General features: G+C 58.8%; 15 protein-coding genes and 3 pseudogenes. 6 read left to right on the top strand and 12 right to left on the bottom strand.

Annotation, left to right across the window (positions count from 1 at the left end):
• Nucleotides 1-75: 75 nt before the first annotated feature.
• Nucleotides 76-2,169, bottom strand: coding sequence for a mechanosensitive ion channel family protein (locus QQL24_RS20655; protein ID WP_284314183.1), 2,094 nt, complete (start codon nt 2,167-2,169; stop codon nt 76-78).
• A gap of 213 nt (nt 2,170-2,382) precedes the next feature.
• On the opposite strand from QQL24_RS20655, the gene QQL24_RS20650 reads away from it, so the two are divergent.
• Both QQL24_RS20650 and QQL24_RS20640 read left to right on the top strand, forming a co-directional pair.
• A complete protein-coding gene (locus tag QQL24_RS20650; RefSeq protein ID WP_284314182.1) occupies nt 2,383-2,583 on the top strand; it encodes a hypothetical protein in 201 nt (66 codons plus the stop codon).
• A 372-nt stretch (nt 2,584-2,955) separates the two neighbouring features.
• Nucleotides 2,956-3,904: pseudogene (locus tag QQL24_RS20640) on the top strand (IS630 family transposase).
• A gap of 221 nt (nt 3,905-4,125) precedes the next feature.
• On the opposite strand, the gene QQL24_RS20635 reads toward QQL24_RS20640, so the two are convergent.
• From QQL24_RS20635 to QQL24_RS20605, 7 genes and pseudogenes are all read right to left on the bottom strand, one after another.
• On the bottom strand, nt 4,126-4,914 hold the full coding sequence (locus tag QQL24_RS20635; RefSeq protein WP_284314181.1) for an outer membrane protein: 789 nt from the start codon (nt 4,912-4,914) through the stop codon (nt 4,126-4,128).
• Nucleotides 4,915-5,414: 500 nt separating this feature from the next.
• Complete coding sequence (locus tag QQL24_RS20630) at nt 5,415-5,579, bottom strand: hypothetical protein (protein ID WP_284314180.1); 165 nt, start codon at nt 5,577-5,579, stop codon at nt 5,415-5,417.
• A 193-nt stretch (nt 5,580-5,772) separates the two neighbouring features.
• Nucleotides 5,773-6,021 (bottom strand): annotated as a pseudogene (locus QQL24_RS20625) (Ros/MucR family transcriptional regulator); the annotation flags it as partial.
• Nucleotides 6,022-6,050: 29 nt separating this feature from the next.
• Nucleotides 6,051-9,257 carry an efflux RND transporter permease subunit gene (locus QQL24_RS20620; protein ID WP_284314179.1) on the bottom strand — a complete coding sequence of 1,069 codons (3,207 nt, stop codon included), beginning with the start codon at nt 9,255-9,257 and terminating at the stop codon, nt 6,051-6,053.
• 15 nt (nt 9,258-9,272) lie between these two features.
• Nucleotides 9,273-10,622 carry an efflux RND transporter periplasmic adaptor subunit gene (locus QQL24_RS20615; RefSeq protein ID WP_284314178.1) on the bottom strand — a complete coding sequence of 450 codons (1,350 nt, stop codon included), beginning with the start codon at nt 10,620-10,622 and terminating at the stop codon, nt 9,273-9,275.
• Nucleotides 10,623-10,693: 71 nt separating this feature from the next.
• On the bottom strand, nt 10,694-12,241 hold the full coding sequence (locus QQL24_RS20610) for an efflux transporter outer membrane subunit (RefSeq protein ID WP_284314177.1): 1,548 nt from the start codon (nt 12,239-12,241) through the stop codon (nt 10,694-10,696).
• A 633-nt stretch (nt 12,242-12,874) separates the two neighbouring features.
• A pseudogene (locus QQL24_RS20605) lies at nt 12,875-13,573 on the bottom strand (IS6 family transposase).
• Nucleotides 13,574-13,742: 169 nt separating this feature from the next.
• Here QQL24_RS20605 and QQL24_RS20600 point away from each other — a divergent pair.
• The gene (locus QQL24_RS20600) at nt 13,743-14,129 is read left to right on the top strand and encodes a hypothetical protein (protein ID WP_284314176.1); all 387 of its coding nucleotides are present in this window, start codon (nt 13,743-13,745) and stop codon (nt 14,127-14,129) included.
• Nucleotides 14,130-14,671: 542 nt separating this feature from the next.
• Here the strand turns inward: QQL24_RS20600 and QQL24_RS20595 are convergent.
• Nucleotides 14,672-15,163 carry a hypothetical protein gene (locus tag QQL24_RS20595; protein ID WP_284314175.1) on the bottom strand — a complete coding sequence of 164 codons (492 nt, stop codon included), beginning with the start codon at nt 15,161-15,163 and terminating at the stop codon, nt 14,672-14,674.
• A gap of 838 nt (nt 15,164-16,001) precedes the next feature.
• On the opposite strand from QQL24_RS20595, the gene QQL24_RS20590 reads away from it, so the two are divergent.
• The 3 genes from QQL24_RS20590 to QQL24_RS20580 all read left to right on the top strand — a co-directional run bounded on the left by QQL24_RS20590 (nt 16,002) and on the right by QQL24_RS20580 (nt 18,960).
• Complete coding sequence (locus tag QQL24_RS20590) at nt 16,002-17,621, top strand: arylsulfatase (RefSeq protein ID WP_431310726.1); 1,620 nt, start codon at nt 16,002-16,004, stop codon at nt 17,619-17,621.
• 215 nt (nt 17,622-17,836) lie between these two features.
• A complete protein-coding gene (locus QQL24_RS20585; protein ID WP_431310725.1) occupies nt 17,837-18,169 on the top strand; it encodes an HdeA/HdeB family chaperone in 333 nt (110 codons plus the stop codon).
• Between the two features lie 74 nt (nt 18,170-18,243).
• Nucleotides 18,244-18,960, top strand: coding sequence for an outer membrane protein (locus tag QQL24_RS20580; RefSeq protein ID WP_284314174.1), 717 nt, complete (start codon nt 18,244-18,246; stop codon nt 18,958-18,960).
• Nucleotides 18,961-19,058: 98 nt separating this feature from the next.
• Here QQL24_RS20580 and QQL24_RS20575 read toward each other — a convergent pair whose 3' ends face one another.
• From QQL24_RS20575 to QQL24_RS20565, 3 genes are all read right to left on the bottom strand, one after another.
• Nucleotides 19,059-19,490, bottom strand: a complete 432-nt coding sequence (locus QQL24_RS20575) for a DUF2721 domain-containing protein (RefSeq protein ID WP_284314173.1) — start codon at nt 19,488-19,490, stop codon at nt 19,059-19,061.
• 77 nt (nt 19,491-19,567) lie between these two features.
• Nucleotides 19,568-19,951, bottom strand: coding sequence for a hypothetical protein (locus tag QQL24_RS20570; RefSeq protein ID WP_284314172.1), 384 nt, complete (start codon nt 19,949-19,951; stop codon nt 19,568-19,570).
• A gap of 217 nt (nt 19,952-20,168) precedes the next feature.
• A protein-coding gene (locus QQL24_RS20565) for an IS5 family transposase (protein WP_284314171.1) occupies nt 20,169-20,929 on the bottom strand; the annotation gives its coding sequence in 2 pieces (ribosomal slippage) (nt 20,169-20,602 and nt 20,602-20,929; 762 coding nt in all).
• Nucleotides 20,930-21,063: the final 134 nt, after the last annotated feature.

Here is a 21,063-nt window from a genome sequence, read left to right as displayed (position 1 = left end):
CAGCGTGCCCGAGCGAGCAAATCTTGTTCCGACCCCCAAATTGCCGATCGCCGACCGCCTTGCACGGTGGACTGCTCAAATTCGCGCCTGCGCGGTGATCTGTTGGGCAATTGCAGCACTTGCCGCGGCCCCGGCTGCGGTTTGGCTTTCGGTCTGGCCACTGACCGTCTGCACTGAAACCGTGGCGCTTGCGAATTCGATACCGGCCTCCTGGAAGGCAGGAAATAGGCGCTTCATTGCTTCGCGCTGGATCACGGTTGGAATATTCGGCCTGGCCGTGAACTTGAAGCGCATGACGAGGGCGTTGTCGGCAACGTCAGCCACGCCCTGCAACTTCAGCGGTTGCAGGAACTCGTCCTTGAATTCCGGGTCCTCCAACATCGCAAGGCCGACCTTCTTCACGGTCTTCCGGAGCTTCTCGACGTCAGTGTCGCGGGCGAAGCGCAGGTTGAATTTCATGGTGCACCAATCACGGCTGAAATTGGTGATCTGGCCAAGCTGGCCGAAGGGGACCGTAAAGATCTGGCCGTTCTGATGGCGCAACCTGATCGAGCGTAGCGTAAACCCCTCGACGGTACCTTTTGCCTTGACGCAGTCGATGTACTCGCCGACGCGAAACGCATCGTCGGCCAGATAGAAGATTCCCGAAACGATGTCGCGTACCAGCGTCTGGCTGCCGAACGACACGGCCAGACCAAGGACCGAGACGGCTGCGATCAGCGGCGTAATGTTGACGCCCAACTGGGACAGGGCAACCAGGGCGGCGACCACGAAGATCAGAGTGACCGACGCAATTCGCAGCAGCGGCAAAATCGTCGCGAGCCGGGTCGCACTTGGGGGCGGTGTTCCTTCGTCGGCGACCGCACCAGGTGCTAACGGGGAATTGCGCGCGATATAAGCGTCCATCAGGAAATGAATGGCCTCCCAGCAAACATAGGCCACAAACAGGGTCCCTCCGGCCGTGAGCGCGGCGTGGGTGGCAGAGCTCCACTGGTTTATGTCGACGAGCTCAAGAACGTCGACGATCCACGTTCCCGCGATTGCGAAAATGACGACGAGATAAACTGCTACCCTCGTGCAGCGCACGAAAACGTCCCGCGCTCGCGGCTTCGCACGCGCCGACAATTCGGCGGGTCTGGAAACCCGGGTGGCAACGAACTGGAGCAGGGTCTCGAACAGAAGGAGAGCGATCAAGAGATTGAGCGTTAGGAGCAGCACTGCGGCAACGACGAAGTGTTGCGTGACCGCTCCGTAAATTTGCGCCAGGAACAAGACGATGAAGAGCGGAACCGCGAACACCAGCCAGTTCCGAGCAACTGCAAGCTTGAACTGTCCCGCCTTGGCCGGATCAGCCATGGAAGTGAACCAGGCCGCGATGGGTTCCCGCGAACTGAGTGCCGCCCAAAGCAACAAGCCAAGGGCGATGAAGCTCGTCGAGAACTGCCAAGCCGAGATCGCCTCGGGAGGAGCCTTGATCGCAGTCAAAATACGAAACACGAGCCGGAACGCCATGGCCAAGGCGACAACGACCGAGAGCCGCCAATACACGGCCCATGCGTCGGCATCGCCGAGTTTCACCAGTCGCGCGGCCGAGAGCCCGGGCTGGAGGAAAATTCGCAATGAAAACATATAGACCCGCCAAAAGGCGACTCCGGAAACGACCGCCGCCGCGAGCCGGGCCTGTTCGTCGGTGCCCCGGAACCAGATGCCGACAAATCCGTAGCCGACGAGCCAGACAGCAGCCAAGCTTAGCGCATCGAGGCAAGCGAGTACGGGGAGCGGCCAAAAATCAGTCGTACGGGTCAGCTCACCCGCGAGCCGACACCGCAGACGGGCAAAGCTTCTGCGCAGCAGGGCTTCGGCCCCGAGCGCTGCCGCAGCGGCCACGCCGAGCATCATCAGGAAGGTCCCAAGACTGCGCCCGCCACTATCGCCCTTGTCAAGGATCACCGGGATGCGAACCAAATTGTGCCCCAAGGCCGGATAACCACCCAGAATGGCTTCGGCCTGCGCTACAAAAGCCGTCGCTCTGTCGGCCGCCGGGTCCGGCTCGTCGACAGGTGCCGCGGGCTCAGCCGGTTTGGTCGAAATGGTGCCGTCTTTCTTGAGCTTCTCCACCACAGCGGCGCTGATTGCATCGATGACATTATCGATCAGTTGCTGTGTCACGGCCGGGGCCGTAGGCGATTTCGACTGCGCCCTCACAGGTGCGCCTTCGACGCAAAGAAGCGTGGCAGCGAGCAGCAAAGGCGTGACCAAATGACCGAAACGTGCGCACGCTGGTCTCATATCCCGCTCGTTGTCTTTTGGGGCGCAGGTGCGATGTGGCCCTCGATCACCGAGGCGAATGGATCGTCGCCTTGCTGTTCAGGATGCTCGGGCGTGAGCATCAGCACAAGGATAATTCGTTGCCTTGGATGGAGACATCGGCTGGGGTGGCGAGCGCAACAGCATCCAGGGACCGAGCGCCCGTCGCACATCGGTGACCGCCTGTTCACAACCTTGCTGATCTCCGGCACCATCCGCGTCGCGAGCCTGGGCGAGAGCGGCAACCGCCACATCGATCAGCGCCTCGCGGTGTGAACGAGGCGCGGAGTCCGCTCTCATTCACTGGCACAGTTCGGCCGCAGCTTGGACGGATCGGCAAGCCTCGCACTGCCGCGCCCGTCCTATCTTCCGGCTTCTCTACTGCCTGCGCACTCAGTGCCATCATCGTGGACCAGCGCACGACTTAGGCAACGTTGTCGCGCCAAACACCAAGACGGATTACGTCAGGCTTGCTGCCATATAGCCAGACAACGCCTCGGACTGAATGTGCCCGTGTGCTGAGAGCACCTTCCGACCGAGATTTGTGACTTCAGCGCCGGCAGACAATGTTTGCACTGCTGCAGCAGATGCCTCTCGTGACGGGTTTAGGAAGTGCATCCAGTGATTGTAACCGTAAGACCGACCACTATGATTACGCTCTTCGAATGGCTTGGTCGCCGACATGGTCGAATGCACCTCCAACGGGTGATGGAGCCGCTCTTCAAAGTCAGCCTGTCTTACATTTACAAGGCGGCGGCTCGCCGTCGTGAGACAGGCGAGGTGTGTGCCCGGCCCCAGCGCAATCACGTTCCTCCGAAGCTGGCGGACCATGAGGACGCTTTACGCGCCAAGCTCGAGGCCAATCCTGATGCACGGATCGTGGACTTGCGGGCCTGGGCCAAGACAGAACTGGGGGTTGCCATCAGCCATGCTCGGATGTGGCACATGCTCAGACGTCTGGGCCTGACATATAAAAAAAGACGATCCATGCCAGCGAACAAAAGCGCCCCGATGTCGCGGCGGCGCGCCGCCAGTGGCGCGGCAGCCAAATCTGGCTGAGGCCTTCGCGCGCCTGGTCTTCATTGACGAGACATGGGCTTCAACCGCCATGGCGCGCCACTATGGCCGGTGTAAGCGCGGACAGCGCCTGATCGATCATGTGCCCCACGGCCACTGGAAGACCACCACCTTCATTGTGGCTCTGCGCGTCGACGGATTGACCGCTCCGTGTGTCCTCGACGGTCCCGTCAACGGCGATTGCTTCAAGGCCTATGTCGAGCAGATCCTCGCGCCTACCCTCGAACACGGCGATATCGTCATCATGGACAATCTGGGCAGCCACAAGGCCCCGGGCGTACGCCAGGCCATCGAGGCCGTTGGAGCCGAACTGCTGTATCTGCCGCCCTATGCCCCCGATCTCAATCCTGTCGAGATGCTCTTTGCCAAATTCAAGGCTCTCCTGCGAGCCGCAGCAAAGCGATCCATCCGCGACTTGTGGGACGAAATCGCCGCAAGCCTTCCGGGCTTTCTCGCCAACGAATGCAGAAACTATTTCACTGCCGCTGGATATTCTTCAGTCTGTGCGATTCTGCTCTAGGCTCAATCACTGCAGTTAAATTGCACGATTGCACACGCCAATCCCATGGGCGCCGAACGAAACAATTGCCATCAAGGCATTCCTATCGCGCTCGCCTAATTGCCCGCCCGGCTTCCGCATGCGATCTAGAGGCGATTCAATCTCACCATCAATATCGTCACTGCCAGCACTGGTTGTTCAGGGTGCCAGAATACGCGGCTCGAAGGGCACTCAACTGGGCCTTAGAAATTATAGCTCATGCTCACAAACGGGCCGTAGAGCGTCGACTTGTATCGGAAGCTGCCGCCACGATCATTGCCATTCTCGTAGTCAGTATAGAGAACCCGATAGCCGAGCGCGGTTGAGAATGACTGCGTCCAGTTATATCCCACAGACACAAGACCCTGGGCCGTCATGTTGGAGGAACTGGTGGCACCGAAATCGCCAAGCGCATTGAGGTACCACTTATCGTTGAAGTGATAGGTCGCCGCAAATCCGATGAGCGGATCGGCCCATCCGGTGCTGTCGCTCGTACTCCTCCTCAGGCCCGTACCCAGGACGGTCGTGTGCGACAGGTCGAGCTCGACATTGATATTTTGGTATCGCACGCCCACCGTCCCATAGAGACTGAGGTTCGGCGGACCGATCGGGATGCGATAGCCGGCAAAGGCCGTGGCGATCGTCTGATCTTGCTGGAACGACACCGACGTTCCCGACCGCAGGGCGGCGAATGGTCCGTCGCCTCCGACCTTGAACCTGCCGTCGGCGCCGATGCGTGTCCAAATTAAGTCAACGCCGAAAATGAAGGTGTCGTTCCGGGCAATAAAGGAACCCATGAAGGCGCCCTTCAGGTTCTTCAATATGTCGCCGAAGCTCGCATCCAGCGAGGCAGTCGGCAACCGTCCGACACCGGCATCGCCCTTGAGGGCTGAAGCCCAACCATAGGCAGTGGCCTGGAACTGCCAGCCCAGTTGTGGCACGATCGGCGGCGCCGGTTCGGGTTGCGCAACTGCCAGGTCGGAGGCCCGCACTGGTCCTGCGAAACAAATCCCAACGATCTCTAAACTCGACGCCACCAGGATCCACGCAGCATCTCGAAGATTTATCATCTGGTTTCCCCCCGTGGACCGTTCAAATAAAAGTGGGTATTCTTTTCGCGAACATCGCGTGTATTTATAACCTATGACATAGCACAGAGCGCATGGCGAATGCGTTGACGGACTGACATCTCAATCCATAAGCGATTCCCGCTGGGAGCGCTCGCTCAAAACCAGCTTGCCAAAGCATTCTCGCCGGCGGTGGGGCTGGTGCACAGGCTTGAGCCTCTGACAACAATCGCTCCAGATGCCTTCCGCCATCATCCATCGCCGGATCGTCTCCCCCCCAAAATGCAAAGCATGGCGTTCGACCGGCTTCTCGGCCGCCAACGTCGACCCAAAGTCGAGGTAATGGGCCTTGATCAGCGCGATGGCCTCGGTCCTGACGACCGGCGGATAGGACCTGTTGCTCGGCCTACCACGCTTCTTGGAGATCAGCGCCGCCGGACCGCCAGCATGATAGGCCCGCAGCAACCGAAAACCTGGCGCGTCGTCACGCCTATCAACTGCACCGCTTCGCGCGTTCGTATTCGCTCCGCCAGCAAATCCCGCAACACATGAACCCGGTCGATCTCCATTCGGCTCATCGACAGCACCATTCGAACCACACTCCGCTGATGCCAAACCGTCAGCGGGTGTCATCCCAACTTTGCGGGAGGGTGTCCTCTCTATATTGCAGCTACACGCTGAATTCGCATTACGAAGTTTATGGCCGGTCCATACTCGCCCATTCCTACAAAGCATGGACATGTGCGTCCGTACCGACTATCGGGCCTGGCTAACGGATCTCGGCTATTTGCGTCGAGGAATCGATCTGCGGCCCTGCCCAAGTCCCATCGTCTTGGCGAGTTCGGAACGCTGCCTGGCATAGTTTGGTGCGGCCATGGGATAATCAGCCGGAAGGCCCCATTTGGCTCGGTAGTCCTCGGGCGTCATGCCATGGCTGCTCGACAGATGCCGCTTCAATGATTTGTATTTCTTGCCGTCCTCGAGAGAAATGAGGAAGTCGGGCGTTATCGACTTCTTGATCGGTACAGCGGGAACTGGCCAACCCGCCTCGCGCAATGCTCTCAAGCTCCTGCAGGCGGCGCGTCCCCCGCGGACGGGTGGACTGCCCCGGCAGGAGTTTGCGGTGCTGCATTCGGCTTCTTCTTATTTCTACGCCACTCTTCAAAGCCCTGCAGGACCGCGAAGAACGATGGGACGAATAGGACCGCAAGGCAGGTGGAGGCCAGCATGCCGCTGGACACGCTGATGCCGAGCGAGCGTCTTGCATTCGCTCCGGCGCCGGTGGCGAAGACCAACGGCATCACGCCGAGAAGGAACGCGAACGAGGTCATCAGGATTGGACGAAACCGAGTGCGCGACGCCTCGACCGCCGATTCCCAAATGGACTTGCCGTGCACCAGACGCTGCTCGCGCGCGACCTCGACGATGAGAATGCCGTTCTTGGCCGAGAGCGCGATCAGCAGCATCAGGCCGATCTGGGTGTAGAGATTGTTGGCCACCCCGAGGCTGGTCAGCGCGATCACGGGGCCCAGCAGAGCCAGCGGTACCGCCGCAAGGACGGCCAGCGGCAGGATCCAGCTTTCGTACTGCCCGGCGAGCACGAGATAGACGAGCAGCAGCGACAGGCCGAACACGTAGTAGAGCTGATTCCCGGTGATCTTCTCCTGGTAGGACATCGCCGTCCACTGGAAAGAAACATCGTTCGGCAGCACCTTCTTTGCGATCGCCTCCATGGCAGCGAGTGCCTGTCCGGAGCTGTAGCCGCGGGCCGGCGCTCCAACGATCGTCGAGGAGGGGAAGAGGTTGTAGTTGGTCAACAAGGCCGGCGACACGGCCGAGCCGAGATGGGCGACCGAGCCGAGCGGCACCATATTGCCGTCCTGGCTGCGGACATAAAGGTTCAGGAGGTCGTCGGGATGCTGGCGGAATTTCGAATCGGCTTGGACGTAGACCTGGAGCGATAGGCCGAACTTGTTGAACTGATTGACATAGGTGGACCCGACATAGTCCGTGAGAGTCGCGAAGACATCGCCGGCGCTGACCCTCAGGGTCTGTGCACGATCTCGGTCGACCGTCACGGTTACGTGGGGCGCATCGAGCGTAAATGTACTGGCGACGTGGCTTAGAGCCGGGTCACCGGCCGCGTTCGTGATGATCTGGTTGGTCAGGTTTCCAAGCTTCTCATAGTCGTTGCTGCCGCCGAGCAGCTCGAGCTGCATCTGGAAACCGCCGGCATTGCCGATGCCCTGGATGGCCGGGGGCGGCAGAACGAAGGGCTTGGCATCGGCGAGAGATGCAACCGACTTCTGCAATCGTTCGTAGATCGATAACAAATCCTGATCCTTGGCCTTCAGTCGCTCATCGAAGGGCTTCAGCATGATCCAGGCCGTGCCTGCATTGAAAAGGTCGGCGCTGTTGTCGAGTAAGGAGAGGCCACCAATCGAGATTACCCGATCGACACCTGGGATCTCGAGAGCCTTTTGGGTTGCCTGCTCCAGCGTAGTGGAAGTCCTTCCGAGAGAAGCGCCTTCAGGCAATTGAAGCGCGAGCATCAGGTAGCCCTGGTCGTCGATCGGAATGAAGGCGGTCGGAATGCGCGTCAGTCCCCAGATACCCGCCGCAGAGACCAGGAGCGCCACGATGACCATGACGCCGCTATGTTTCACCATTCTGCCGATGAAGCTGGAATAGCCCCTCTCCATCGGATCATAGATGTGGTTGAACCATCGATAGAGGATATTGCGTTGCTCGGGAGGTACAGGCGTACGCAGCCATTGCGAGCACTGCGTCGGCTTCAAGGTCGCGGCATTGATGGCGCTGATGAAGGCCGTCGCCGCAATTACCAGGGCAAACTGCGCGAACATGTTGCCGGTGAGACCCGGCACGAACGCAGCCGGGATGAACACGGCCATCAGCACCAGCGTAATACCGACAATCGGGCCGAAGAGTTCGTCCATCGCCTTTATTGCGGCGTCATGACCCGACAGCCGCTGTTCGATATATTTGGTCACGCCTTCGACAATCACGATGGCGTCGTCGACGACGATGCCGATCGCCAGGACGATGCCGAAGAGGGTTGACAGATTGATGGTGAAGCCGAGCGCCGCCATCGCGGCGAACGCGCCGATGATGGTGACGGGCACCGTCGTCGCCGGCACGAGGGTGGCACGAAAGTTCTGTAGGAAGACCAGTATGACGATCAGAACCAGGATGCCGGCTTCGTAGAGCGTGCGATAGACCTCCGCGATCGAATCCTGGACGAAGGTCGTGGTGTCGTAGGGGATCGAGTACTGCAGCCCCTCGGGAAAGCGCTTGGCCATCTCGGCCATCGCGTCCTTGACTTCCTTGCCGACCTGGAGCGAGTTCGATTCCGGTGTCTGGTAGATGCCGATGCCCGCCGCCGGCTTGCCGTCGACCCTGAAGTCCTGCGAATAGGTCTGCGCGCCGAGTTCGATCCGGGCGACGTCGCGCACATAGACTAGCCGGCCGCCCTGCGCCGTCTGGTCCTTCACAACGATGCCGCCGAACTCTTCGGGCTGGTCGAGCCGCGATTTTACATCGACAGTATATTGGAACTCGGTCGTGCTCGGTGAAGGTGGCATGCCGACCTGGCCGGCTGCGATATTCTGGTTTTGCTCGCGAACTGCGCTGATGACATCCTTCGGCTCGAGCCCGAAGGACTGAAGTTTCTGCGGATCCATCCAGATCCGCATGGAATAAGTGCCGGTTCCAAAAACTTTGACGCTGCCGACGCCTGGCAACCTCGCGAGCGAATCGACGAGATTGATCGTCGCGTAATTACTCATGAAAAGGCTGTCGTATTTGCCGGTCGGCGAATTCAGCGTGACGATCTGAAGAATCGCCGTGTTCTTCTTCTGAACGCTGACGCCTTGCGACTGAACCGGCTGAGGAAGCGAGGCGAGCGCGAGCTGCACTCGGTTCTGCACCAGCACCTGATCGATATTGGGGTCCGTACCGATCTCGAAGGTGATGACGAGGCTATAGGTGCCGTCAGGCGCGCTCGTCGATTCCATGTACAGCATCTTGTCGACGCCGTTGACCTGGTTCTCGATGGGCAGAGCGACCGTATTCATGACGGTCTGCGCGCTCGCGCCAGCGTAACTCGCTGTCACCTGCACAGTCGGCGGCACGACGTTCGGATATTCGGAAATGGGAAGGCGAAAAAGGGAGATGCCGCCAATGACGACGAGCACGATCGCCAGAACGTTGGCAAGGATCGGGTGCTCGATGAAGAACTTCGAGATCATCGACGCATCTCCCGGTTACTGGTCGGCGGCGGAGTCGGACAGCTTCGGTGTCACCTTCATACCCGGCGTAATGCGCCAGAGCTCGCCGATGACGATCCGGTCGCTGCGGCCGACGCCGCTCGTCGCGACCTGCATGTTTCCTGAAATCTCGCCAAGTTGGACATAGCGCTTCTGAACGGTGTCGTCGTCGTCGATCGTGAACAGGTATCGACCGCCCTGGTCTTCCTGGAGCGCTTGCTGAGGGATGAGAAGCGCGCTTTTTGTCACCTTCCCCATGGGCAGGCGGACATTGACGAACATTCCGGGCAACAGCGTGCGGTCGGGATTTCCAAGGATGCCGCGCACGTAAAGCGTCCCCGTCTGCGGATCGACTTGCGGATCGACATATTGCAAAAGCCCGTGGTGAGGGAAACCGCTTTCGTCCGAGAGTGCCGCCTCGATCGGGACCTTGTGCAGGTCCTCGAGCGTCAGCCTTCGCTGGTCGAGATTCTGCCTGATCTGCAGGGCCTGCTGTGAGCTGATGTTGACGACGACGTAGATCGGGTCAAGCTGGCTGATCTGGGCGAGAGTTGCCTGCGGACCGTCGCCGCCGACCATGTTGCCTGGGTCGATCAGGTGCCGGCCCATCTGGCCATCGAAGGGGGCCTGGACCTGCGTATAGGAGAGATTGAGCTTGGCCAACGCCACCTGCGACTCGGCGGCCTTAATGTTGGCTAGTGCCGTCTTTTCCTCATAGACCCAATGATCGACCTCGACCTGCGACGTCGCGCTTTTTTTCAGAAGAGCGGTGAAGCGCGCGACCTCGAGATGGGCGTGGTCGCGCGCCACCTTCGCCGCTTCGAGCTGCGCTTCGGCCTGCTTGAGTTGATCCTGGTACTGGTCCTGCTGGACGGTGAACAAGAGATCGTCTTTCTTGACGATCTGGCCATCCTGGAAATGGATCGTCTCGAGATAGCCGGGCACGCGCGCGACGAGCTTGACCTGAGTGACCGCCTCGGCGTTGCCGGTCAGCGTCATGGAGTCGCTGACCGTCTGCACCTTCGGCAGGACGACCGGGACCGTCGGTGCGGCGGGTGATGGAGCGGGGACCGGGGCGGGCGCCGCGGTTTTTGCCGGCACCGGGTTGGGGGCCGGGAGCGGCTGGGTCGCCGGCGGGACGACCGGCGCCGAATTCCCCGCCGGCTTGGGCTGAGCGGGGGTAGGGGCAGGGGCAGCAGCGGGAGCAGGGGCAGGGGCAGGGGCAGGAGGAGCCGCAGGCTTGCTCTTATGTCCCCAGACATCGCCCCACAGACGCTCGAATTCGTTGTCGGCTCGAGCGACATTCGTCGACAGCGCCATGGTGCACAGCGCCAGCGCGCCGATCATAAGCCTGGGTCGAGCGCCCTTGCGGAGCTTCGTCGAAGCTGGGAGTGGTGGCGTCCTCTTCTTCACGGAAATCACCATTGCGGAGAGCGGACGGTTGGTCCGGCATCGGAGGGTCCCGGCAAGCCGGGGGTGGGAGGCTGGCGCTGGCTGGCTGGCGGAAGGATGTCGCCATAATTCGTGCGAGCGCGCATCTGCGCACGCGTCGCATCGTCCACGAAGTCATTTCCCTGCCGGATCTGCCAGCCGCCGCCAAGGGCACGGTAGGTCATCGTCAGGTTCACCGAAACGTTGCCCTGTGCCGCTGCAAGAGCGTTCTGGGCCTGGTACAGGTTCTGCTCGGCCGTCAGCACCGTGGTGAAATCCCTCGAGCCGAGCTGGTACTGGGCAATGGCGACGGTCAGCGCATTGCTCGCAGCGGTGGCGCTAATCCTCAAATAGGCAACCTGCTGGCGCCCCTGGAGGAAGCCGCTGAGCCCGTTTTCCACTTCTCGCTGCGCATTCAGAACCACATTCTTATAGTCGGTTAGCAAGGCCTGCAATTCGGCATCTTGGGCACGCACTTGATTGGTGATCTGGCCGTAATTGAGGATCGGCCAGCTGAACGAGGGACCGAACGCAAAGGTCAGGCTCGGCGAGGTGAAAAGCTCGCTGAGCTTGTTGCCATTGGTCGTGCTGACAAGCGTGCCGAGCGCGCCTCCGAGCGAGAACGCCGGATAGAGATCGGCGGCGGCAATCCCGACCTTCGCGCTCTGGGCGGCTGCCTTGAGCTCGGCGGCGCGAATATCCGGCCTGCGGCGCAGGAGGTCGGCGGGGATACCCACCGCGACGTTGCGGGCCGGCGAGGGAATACCTCTCGGCGTCGCAAGCATCCCATCGATCGATGCCGGCGGCATACCGAGCAACACGCCAAGTGCGTTCTGCGTCTGCCGCAGTTGAGCTGTAAGCTGCGGGATGGTCGACTGTGTCTGGGCAAGCACGTTCTGTGCTTGGTAAACGTCGAGCTCCGAGGTAGCGCCGCCCTTGAAGCGGGAGCGAGCGATATCCAGCGCCTGCCTTTGCTTGGCGACATTGGCGCGTGCGATGACGATTTGCGCCTGAAGCGTGCGATACTGAATGTAGTTGGACGAGACGTCGCCAACGAGCGTGACGAGGACGTCATCATAGGTCGCGATCGATGCCAGATATGTGGCATCGGCTTGCTCGACACCCCGACGAAACTTGCCCCACAGGTCGATCTCCCATGTGGCCTGCGCTCCAAGGTTGACGCGCCAGAATTGTTTGGCGGAGATCGCCTCGTTCGGATTGGAGGTCGCGTCTGTGCGACTCGGCTGGAGATAGGTGGCCGTTCCGTTCAACTGCTGGGATTGCGGAAAGAGTTCGCCGACCGCCTCGCCGAGCAGCGCGCGGGCCGCGATCACGCGTGTTCCTGCTTCCAACAGGGTCAAGTTCTGTGCATAAGCCACGTTGACGAGCTGATTCAGCGTTGGGTCGCGGAAGTTCTCCCACCAGCGCTGTTGGTCCTCGCGGTTCGTCTTGACCGCAGGATTGCCCGCCTCTCTCCAGTTATTCTGCAGTGATGCCTGCGGGGTAACGAAATTTGGGCCGACCGAACAGGCCACGAGTGGTATAACGAGCGTGAGCTGTACCAGCCCAAGCGCTCCTCTTATGAACGCAGACGTTCCGATCCCACGCCTCGCCGTGGGAGCGACGATGGCGAAGAAGAACAGGACCCACCGCCTCCTTCTGCCTGCCCGATGACCCATCCCGTCGAAGTCTAACGCGGAGCTATGCACCAGTGCCCCCGGCCACGATCCCCCGATCGGGGTGAATTATTATCGTACTTATTTTTACATAGTTTCGCAATATTGTTGCGAATACAAGGTGTGCTCGAGAACAATCGGCAAAGCTAGAAACATGAATCGCGCCGCCGCCGAGGAACACGGATTACAAGTCTCGTCAAAATTGAGAGTAGCGCAGTTTGGCACGCCCAGCTTATCCCGCCGCCCGGAGGCGGCTTCGTTATGTAGCGCCACGCTGGATCGCCGGCACAGACCTAACACAACCAAATTCGAACGTTTCTGCAACTTACCGGTCGGGCCTCAAAGAGGATCGCGCAATTTCGCCTCACCTGAAGCGGCTCGTTGGTGGGGGGTAACATGGTCGTCTTCTTCCGTGGGCCGGTCGAGAACCTGCCGATCCGGCTTTGTCACGTTGCCCAATGAAGTTCGCAAATGGGTGGCGCCACCCGTATTTCATACGTGCACAGTGGTGACGCGGTGCCACTCATCCATTGCTGCGGCGCGCAATGACTTCAGGGATCTGCGTGAGACGAGGTGGCGTTCGATATTGAAGGTATTGTGGACGGCTGCATGAGCGGACAGAAAACGTTGCGCTGATCCCGGCGACTTGAACCGCTGCGTCTTACGCTCGCGTCGCCGGGTCGGTTGATGCGAATTCTCAGCGCGGTTGTTCTGGCGCCGAGTTGGGTCGTGCCGCGCCGAAAGTCCTAGCTCACGGATGGCGGCATCATAGGATCGGAGCCGGTCCGTGACGATTACTTCCGGCGCGAAGCCTTGTTTTCTGACTAGTTTGCGCATGAGCCGGACGGCAGCGGCCGTGTTCCGTCTTGATTGCACCAGCAAGTCCAGAACCTCACCCTCGCTGTCAACGGCCCGCCAGAGCCAAAACCGCCTGCCCGCAATCGTCACGACCATCTCGTCCAGATGCCAGCGACCGGTCGAGCGTGGCCTTCGACCCCGCAACTCCCGCGCAAATCGCGGCCCGAACTTGGCGACCCAGCGACGGACGGTTTCATAGGAAATGTCGAGCCCCCGCTCCGCCAGAAGGTCCTCGATGTCGCGCTAGCTCAAGGAGAAGCGAAGGTACGACCAGACGGCGTGCTGAATGACCGCGGGCGGGAAGCGATGGCGAGCGTAGGAAATGTATGTCATTCCCAATCATACCTCAGCCCAGACGTTTCCGTGACAATGCCGAGCCGCTCTATACTAAGGATCGCTGCACCGACCGGACGGAGCGGCGGATTGCTGTGGTCAGCGCCCGTAAGTCGTGCAACAGACCTCCAATTAATGGTATAGGGTATCCAATGCGGAGGAGAAAGCGATGCACAAGGGGATCCTGTTGTCACTGCTTCCTGCTATGATGCTACAGGTGGCTCACGCGGATGTGCGCCACGAGAGTTTCCCTACTGGACTGCAAGGTGTGTGGGCCCCCAACGCCGAGTCTTGTCAGTCGGACAGCACCCGTATCACGATAAACGAGAAAACCGTTCAGGCGCCAAAGGTCGCCTGCGCCGTTGATTACGTCGTGGAGAGGGCCGTCCCCAACGGCACTGACTATTCCGGCCGCGGATCGTGCTCCAATCGAAGCAATCCCGACGAAAAAAGCTTCATGAACATGATCATTCAGCTGCACGCCAACGGTCAAGCCTCGATCGGCATGAACTTTGATAGCATGGCCGAATATCAACATTGCGCGAGCGGCCAGTGAGATGATTCGAACGTTTTGCGGCCGATTTTCAAACCTGAGGTGGTACTGAGCGGCTATGGCACTCACTGCTGGCCTGCAGCCAAGCTGTCAATAGAGCGGCCAATTGTTTGAATGGAGCCTGTCGAGTTGGCAAATTCTATCTCGGCCGCCTGAAATGCCGGAAATCTCCGCTTCATGGCCTCGCGCCGAGTCAGCATGGGATGCTGGGCTCGCTTATAAATTTGAATTGCAGGACTCGACTGTAGATCGGCGCCAAAGGTTGACCCCTAACTGCGCCACCATAGTCGGCTGAAAAGGCACGAAAATTTGGAATTTTAGGGGGGTCACGATCGGTGCCAGTCGTTACCCCACAAAACAATCGAATTTCGCCGTTCTTTCAGCTGGTTGTGTTCAAGGTGCCCCGGGTCAATCTTCGGGGCCGATTCACACACCACCCCTCCGATAAGGTTCTCATTCATCAATCGCTGTGCCAGCGAGCCGCGGGGTCTCGCGACCGTGGCCGTGACGACGCAAGGCCCGGCGCCCGAGAGAGGCCGCTGAGGTCAGTTCACGGGCTTGATGCTGTCGGCGATCTTGTTCAAAGCATCGTCATTAGCCTTGGCGCCTTCGGGTGAGCTCCAGTAGGTAAGCATGACGAGCCGGTCCTTGGAGGCGCCAAGTAGGATCAGGCTAATCTCCGCGTCGCCGTCCTTGTCCTTGCCCGTAAAGTTAACGGCGAGCCCCTTCATGCCGTTGATGGTCATCTCCTGCTGCTTCATCGAGCTTTCGTCGAGCTTCACGCCCTTGGCCTTCAGATAGTCCAGTCCTTCGTTGAGGGCCTCCTCGGCGCTCGAAGCCTTCACGGTCTCGAAAGCCATGTACACTTCGTCGTCCTTCGAGGTGACCTCGACGCCGGTATCGATTTCATCGGCGTTCCAATCGTCGGGCAGCACCACTGTCGCAACAGGGTTTTCCGACGGAATGGCGAAGCTCTTGGCGAAAGCAGGTGTGCTCATGATCGCCGCGATGGCGCAGGCGAGAATGATGCGCTTCATGGGAGGATTTCCTAAGGACTGACTTGTGATCGCTACCGAGGCCATCGCCCGAGCGTTACGGCGATTCGAAGACAAGAGCAACAATCCGCTTTGGCAAAGCTTAGCGACGGCGTTTCAGAAGAGTGCCTGATGATCTGCGAGATCCCGGAGCCATAAGAAGCGATCCGCTCATACTGGATCTTCCCCGGTGTCATCGGAGAGGTCTTCTGAGTTTCGACGATCAACAACTGCTTGCAGCTTCTCGAAATCCGACGACGACCTCGTCAGGCCCTCGACCTTGTCACCGCCGGTTTCCTAGATTGTCTCCCGCAATTTGTCCGCGGAGACGACGCGCACCTCACCATCTTTCAGGATGATGGCGATCGTTCCGGACGGGATGAGCGGGCATTGTCAACTTAACCCATACTATTCAAAAGTTCGGCAATTTCCCTTTACCTGGCTTGCCTTTTTCGGGCTCTTTTGACCGCGTCGAAGCTGGGATTAGAAAGAAAATTACTCAGACTGGTGTGCTTGTCGAATAAGTTGACAGTGCCCCGCGTTCGACAATGAGGCGACTCCCTTGCGGGCCATTAAAGCAGGCTGCCTAGCATATCTGAGCAAACCGTTTGCGGGACGACACTTGTTTGACGCGATCGACCAGGTGGCAGGCCGGGCAATATCTCCGCCGATCGACGGGACCGCTCGCCGCCACACTTGCCCCTAAGGGCAATTTCGCCTGCCCCCTCGTCCAATAGCCTTTTCTCTCCCCCAGAGCGATCTTGCAGATGTGCGTCCACGCGCGGATGCGAGCAGCGGCAATATGGAGCGCAGCATGAGCTTTCGATCAAAGATATGCCGAATGAGTAGCGCGTTCGCTGGCGGCTTGATGCTCGCCACGACCGCTTTGGTTCCCACACAGGCACAGACCCCCGCACAGCCAAACATCGTTGTCATAATGGGCGACGACATCGGTATGTGGAATATCGGTGCCTATAGTCGCGGTATGATGGCCGGCAGAACACCCAACCTGGACAAGCTTGCCAAGGAGGGGGAGCTGTTCACGGACTACTACGCTGAAGCCAGTTGCACGGCCGGCCGCGCCAACTTCATCACTGGCGAATTGCCCATCCGCACCGGCATGACCACTGTTGGCCAGGCCGGAGCGTCTGTCGGACTACCGGCCGAGGCGGTGACCATTGCGACGGTTTTAAAGTCGATGGGTTATGCGACTGGTCAGTTTGGCAAAAACCATCTCGGCGATAAGAACGAGTTCCTGCCGACCGTACACGGCTTCGACGAGTTCTTCGGCTATCTCTACCACCTCGATGCGATGGAAGACCCTGCACACCCCAATTATCCCCAGGATCTGCTGGACAAGGTCGGCCCGCGCAATATGGTTCACAGCTGGGCTACCGACGTCGATGATCCCACGGACATGCCCCGCTGGGGCAAGGTCGGCAAGCAGAAGATCGAGGATGCAGGCCCACTCTATCCCAAACGGATGGAAACGGTAGACGACGAAATTCGCGACCTGTCTCTCAATTTCATGGACAAGGCCCATAAGGAAAACAAGCCGTTCTTCGTCTGGCTCAATCCGACGCGTATGCACATCGTCACGCATCTCTCGCCGAAGTATGAAGCGATGCGAAACTCCACTAACGGGTGGTCCGAAGAAGAGGCCGGCATGGCCCAACTCGACGATGACGTTGGCCTCGTGATGAAAAAACTTACTGACATGGGCGTCGACGACAACACCATCGTCCTCTTCACCACAGACAATGGCACGGAAGTCTTCACCTGGCCCGATGGTGGTCAGACGCCGTTCGCCCAGTCCAAGGGAACTGTCCTCGAGGGCGGCTTCCGCGTGCCTGCGCTTCTTCGCTGGCCCGGTCACGTACCCTCTGACACGATTCAGAATGGTATATTTTCGGGTCTCGACTGGTTGCCGACTTTTGCAGCGGCTGCCGGCAATCCGAACATCACCGACGAATTGCTGAAGGGCAAGACGATTGGCGACCGGACGTACAAGAACCATCTGGATGGTTACAACCAGTTGGACGCCATCACCGGCAAGGGGCCATCCGCACGCCATGAAATCTTCTATCTCGGCGAAAGCACCGTCGGCGCGGTGCGTATCGACGACTACAAGTTCCGTTTCATCGACCAGCCGGCCGGCTGGCTCGGCGAAAAGACCCATCCCGACGTTCCCTACATCACCAACCTGCGCCTTGATCCGTTCGAACGGACAGGCTGGCCAAATAACGGGACGAAAGATGGAGCACAGCAATATTTCGATTGGTTCAAGTACCAATTCTGGCGCTTCGTGTTCGTACAGCAGATAGTCGGCAAAGAACTCCAGACCTTCATTGACTACCCGCCGATGCAGAGGGGCGCGAGCTTCAATCTCGACGCCGTCAAAGCCGAGATGCAGAAACACATGGCAGAGGCCGAAGCGGCTGCAAAAGGCCCTGGCAATTAACGGAAATCATCTTCGTGGCGGGCGGCTCGAAGGGCCGCCCATCGCGGTTGTAAGGCATTTCCGCATTGCGGACAGGTATACTTCAAGATTTGGGTTACTGCTTTTTCGGGCCAGGCAAGGGCTACATTTCGTAACAATGCTCAGCCGAATGCGCTGCCTCAGGACACCCAACTTCACTAATACGCTGACGTCTGCTCAACGGAAGGAGATTTAAGATGATGAAGACCACATTCTTGGCGGCAGTTGCGTGTTTTTGCGTGACCGCGGCTGGTGCTCAGACGGCAACACCTCTCGCGAACTATGCCGACGCCAAGGGGTATCTCGACGTGCAAACGCTAACCTGTGCCCAGCTTGCCGATACATATCAGGAAGACGCTGACGCTCTGACGCGCTGGTACAGCGGATGGTACAACGGCCTGGGCAAAAAGCACTTCTACAACGCAAAGCGAAGCGCCGAACTCGAGCATCAGGTGATTGTATATTGTAAGGCCAACCGCGACAAAAAGATCATAGAAGGCCTCGCCGTTGTCTTCAAGGAAGAAAAGTGAAGCAGGCGGTGGGCAGCTTGTAAAGAAGTTCCAATATTTTGCGGCTGGATTATTTATCGATGGGAACAGACGTCATGCGTATTCTGAAATATACTTTTCTTGCTTCACTGGCGTTTGCAACCCCTGCCTTGGCCGCTGATCTGGCTCCGCAACCGGTCGAGCCGGTTGCTCCTGTTATACCGCCATTTACATGGACGGGGTTCTATCTTGGCGCCCAGTTAGGCTGGGGAGGAACCAGCACCGATTATAAAGCCGGTGCAGCCACGGCAAACGCAACAACCGTCGTCGTGCTTCCCACGATCACCAAGAATGGTGTCATGGGAGGGCTTTTCGCCGGTTATAATTATCAGATCAACCAATTTGTCCTTGGTGCGGAAGTCGACGGCGATTTCCTGATCGTGGGCAAGGAACGCTATACGGCTGCGACAGGCGACTTCATCACCGCGCACACAACCTGGCTCGGCTCCGCCCGTCTCCGGGTGGGCTATGCCATTGACCGACTGCTGCTATACGGCACGGGCGGCGTGGCATTTGCGGGGGCAGATTCAACGGTGACCGGTACCGGATATTCATATGGTTTTGGAAACAGCACCCGCGTGGGTTGGACCTTGGGGGCGGGCGCTGAATACGCCTTTACCGACCATTGGATCGGCGGTCTCGAATATCGATATACGAGGTTTTCTTCGGAGAACTACACATATCCCGTTGCAAACCGAAGCCTTGGTATTGTGGGCTTCAGCCAGCAACCAAGCGTGAACCAAGTTCTTGCTCGCATAAGCTACAAGTTCTGAGGCACTCTCGTCCTCTCATCAACCCCGCTTCGGCGGGGTTCTTTTTATCAGATTACGACGAAAAGCGCCTGTCAGTGTGTATTGTTCTTAACCCCCAATTATCTGAAGTGATCGCCTTCGCTAACGCCCATATGTATCTCCCGAGCAAAGCGAATTAAGCTTGCTGCGAGCAGCAAAACAGCGAGAAGAAACATGACCGCAGCGCCAGGTTCGTGCCGAAATCCACAGAATGCCGCGATGAATGAAACAGCGAGAAGAAGGGTCGTGCAAATTGCGGCGCACAGTGCCAAATAAATCGCTCCGCTCAGCAATTTCACCCTTATCCTTAAGCGTGGTAAATCGGCCTTAAGCTTGTGCCGTTTGTCTTCGCTGTCAGCTATATCGTTGAGGGTGCGAATCCGTTCAAGGAGAGAAACCAGGCGCCCGTGCAAAATCGAGGTAAAGCCTGCGACCGCCCCGAGCAGGAACGCGGGGGCGGCTGCGTGGGAAAAAATTTGGGATAACTGAGCCGTATCGGGAGATAGCAACATAGAGCCACACCGAACTTTACTAGCGAATATCGAGCTCTTCCTGTATCTCGCGCGCTTTCTGACACTGTAAGATTAGATCAATAATAGAACCCCGGCCCCCAGACCACGCCCATGTCGAAGGCGGCATCCTGGTTCAGTTCGGCAGCCATCACTTGTTCCTGGGCGATGTTCTGGGAAATCTTGATTTGCTGGTATTGCTGGAAAGCAGCCTCATTGCCGACATAGACGCATTGGCAGCCCGCAACGTCAGCGTAGACATAATAATTCTTATTGCCCTTGGTGACGATGAACATCCTGTTCTGAGGCAGAGCCTGTGCTTTGGCGAGCTTGGCTGGCGTATTGGCCTGGTTGCGGACGAACTGTGCCGCGGACATATTTGCTTCTTTTTGTTCGACTTTCTCCGCGATAACGGCCGCGCAAGATGAAACGACAAACGCCAAAGCGATTGCAGAAAACGTCATCGATTTTTTCATTGAAATCGAGCCCCCAAGCTCTTGCTGCACTGCGTTAAGTCTTGGCAGTTGAGTTCAATTTACTCACACAAGACGGGATTGAGTCAAGCTGTTGCATGTGCCGATCTTGTGGCGGCGAATTGAACCATGAAGTGCTCAAGAGTTTTGATCGGAGCCCTTATGGCTGAATGGCCCACTTTGGGTCTAGGCTGTGGTGACAATTTAATCATTTGAGCCAAAGCATGATGCTGGCGATTTTGACGAAACCGAGGAAGTTTTCGGCCAGTTTGTCGTATCGGGTTGCGATGCGCCGCCATTGTTTGAGTTTGGCGAAGAAGCCTTCGATGCCCCAGCGGTTTTTATAGGCAATCTTGTCGTAGCGGTACTGGTACTTGCGGTGGCGGCGGGGCGGAATGACAGGCTCGCCGCCCTGATCGAGAATAATGTCGTGCAGCCGATCGGCATCATAGGCCCGGTCGGCGATCACCTGGGTCGCCGGCAGGTCTCGGACGAGGTCGCAGGCGGGTGCCATGTCGTTCTGCTGGCCAGGGCCGATCTCCAAGCGCACAGGCAGACCCAGTGCATCTACGACAACATGGAGTTTGGTGCCAAAGCTCCCGCGCGAGCGGCCGAGAGGCTGGGCTTCAGGTCCCCCCTTTTACGCCGCGCGCCGGCGGCCTGGGCCTGCGCCCGGATAACAGTGGCGTCGATGGCCACCCACTCCAGATCAGGATCGTCCGCCACGGCTTCAAACAAGCGATCGAAAACACCTGCCGCTATCCATCGATAATAGCGCCGCTTGGCCGTCTGATACGGACCAAACCGCTCCGGCAGATCGCGCCAACGCCCACCCGATCGCGCCAGCCACAAAAGCCCATCGAAGAAACGGCGGCCATCGCTGCGGGGACCACGCTTGCCCTTGCGACCGCCTGGAACGAAGGGCCGGATCCGCTCCCATTGATCGTCTCGTAGAACTTCGCCTTCCAAAGCTGACCTCCAAAAGACAGCTTTGAATCTGATTTGCTCCGGCTTGGGAATCCCCCAGCCCTTAAATTGTCACCGCAGCCTAGCATTACAGTCGTAATTTTTGTTTTATATGTGCCTTCTGGGCGAGAGCTTGG

The sequence above is a fragment of the Labrys miyagiensis genome, from assembly GCF_030160835.1.
Taxonomy (GTDB): Bacteria; Pseudomonadota; Alphaproteobacteria; order Rhizobiales; family Labraceae; genus Labrys; species Labrys miyagiensis.
This window is presented reverse-complemented; position numbering and strand designations above follow the sequence as displayed.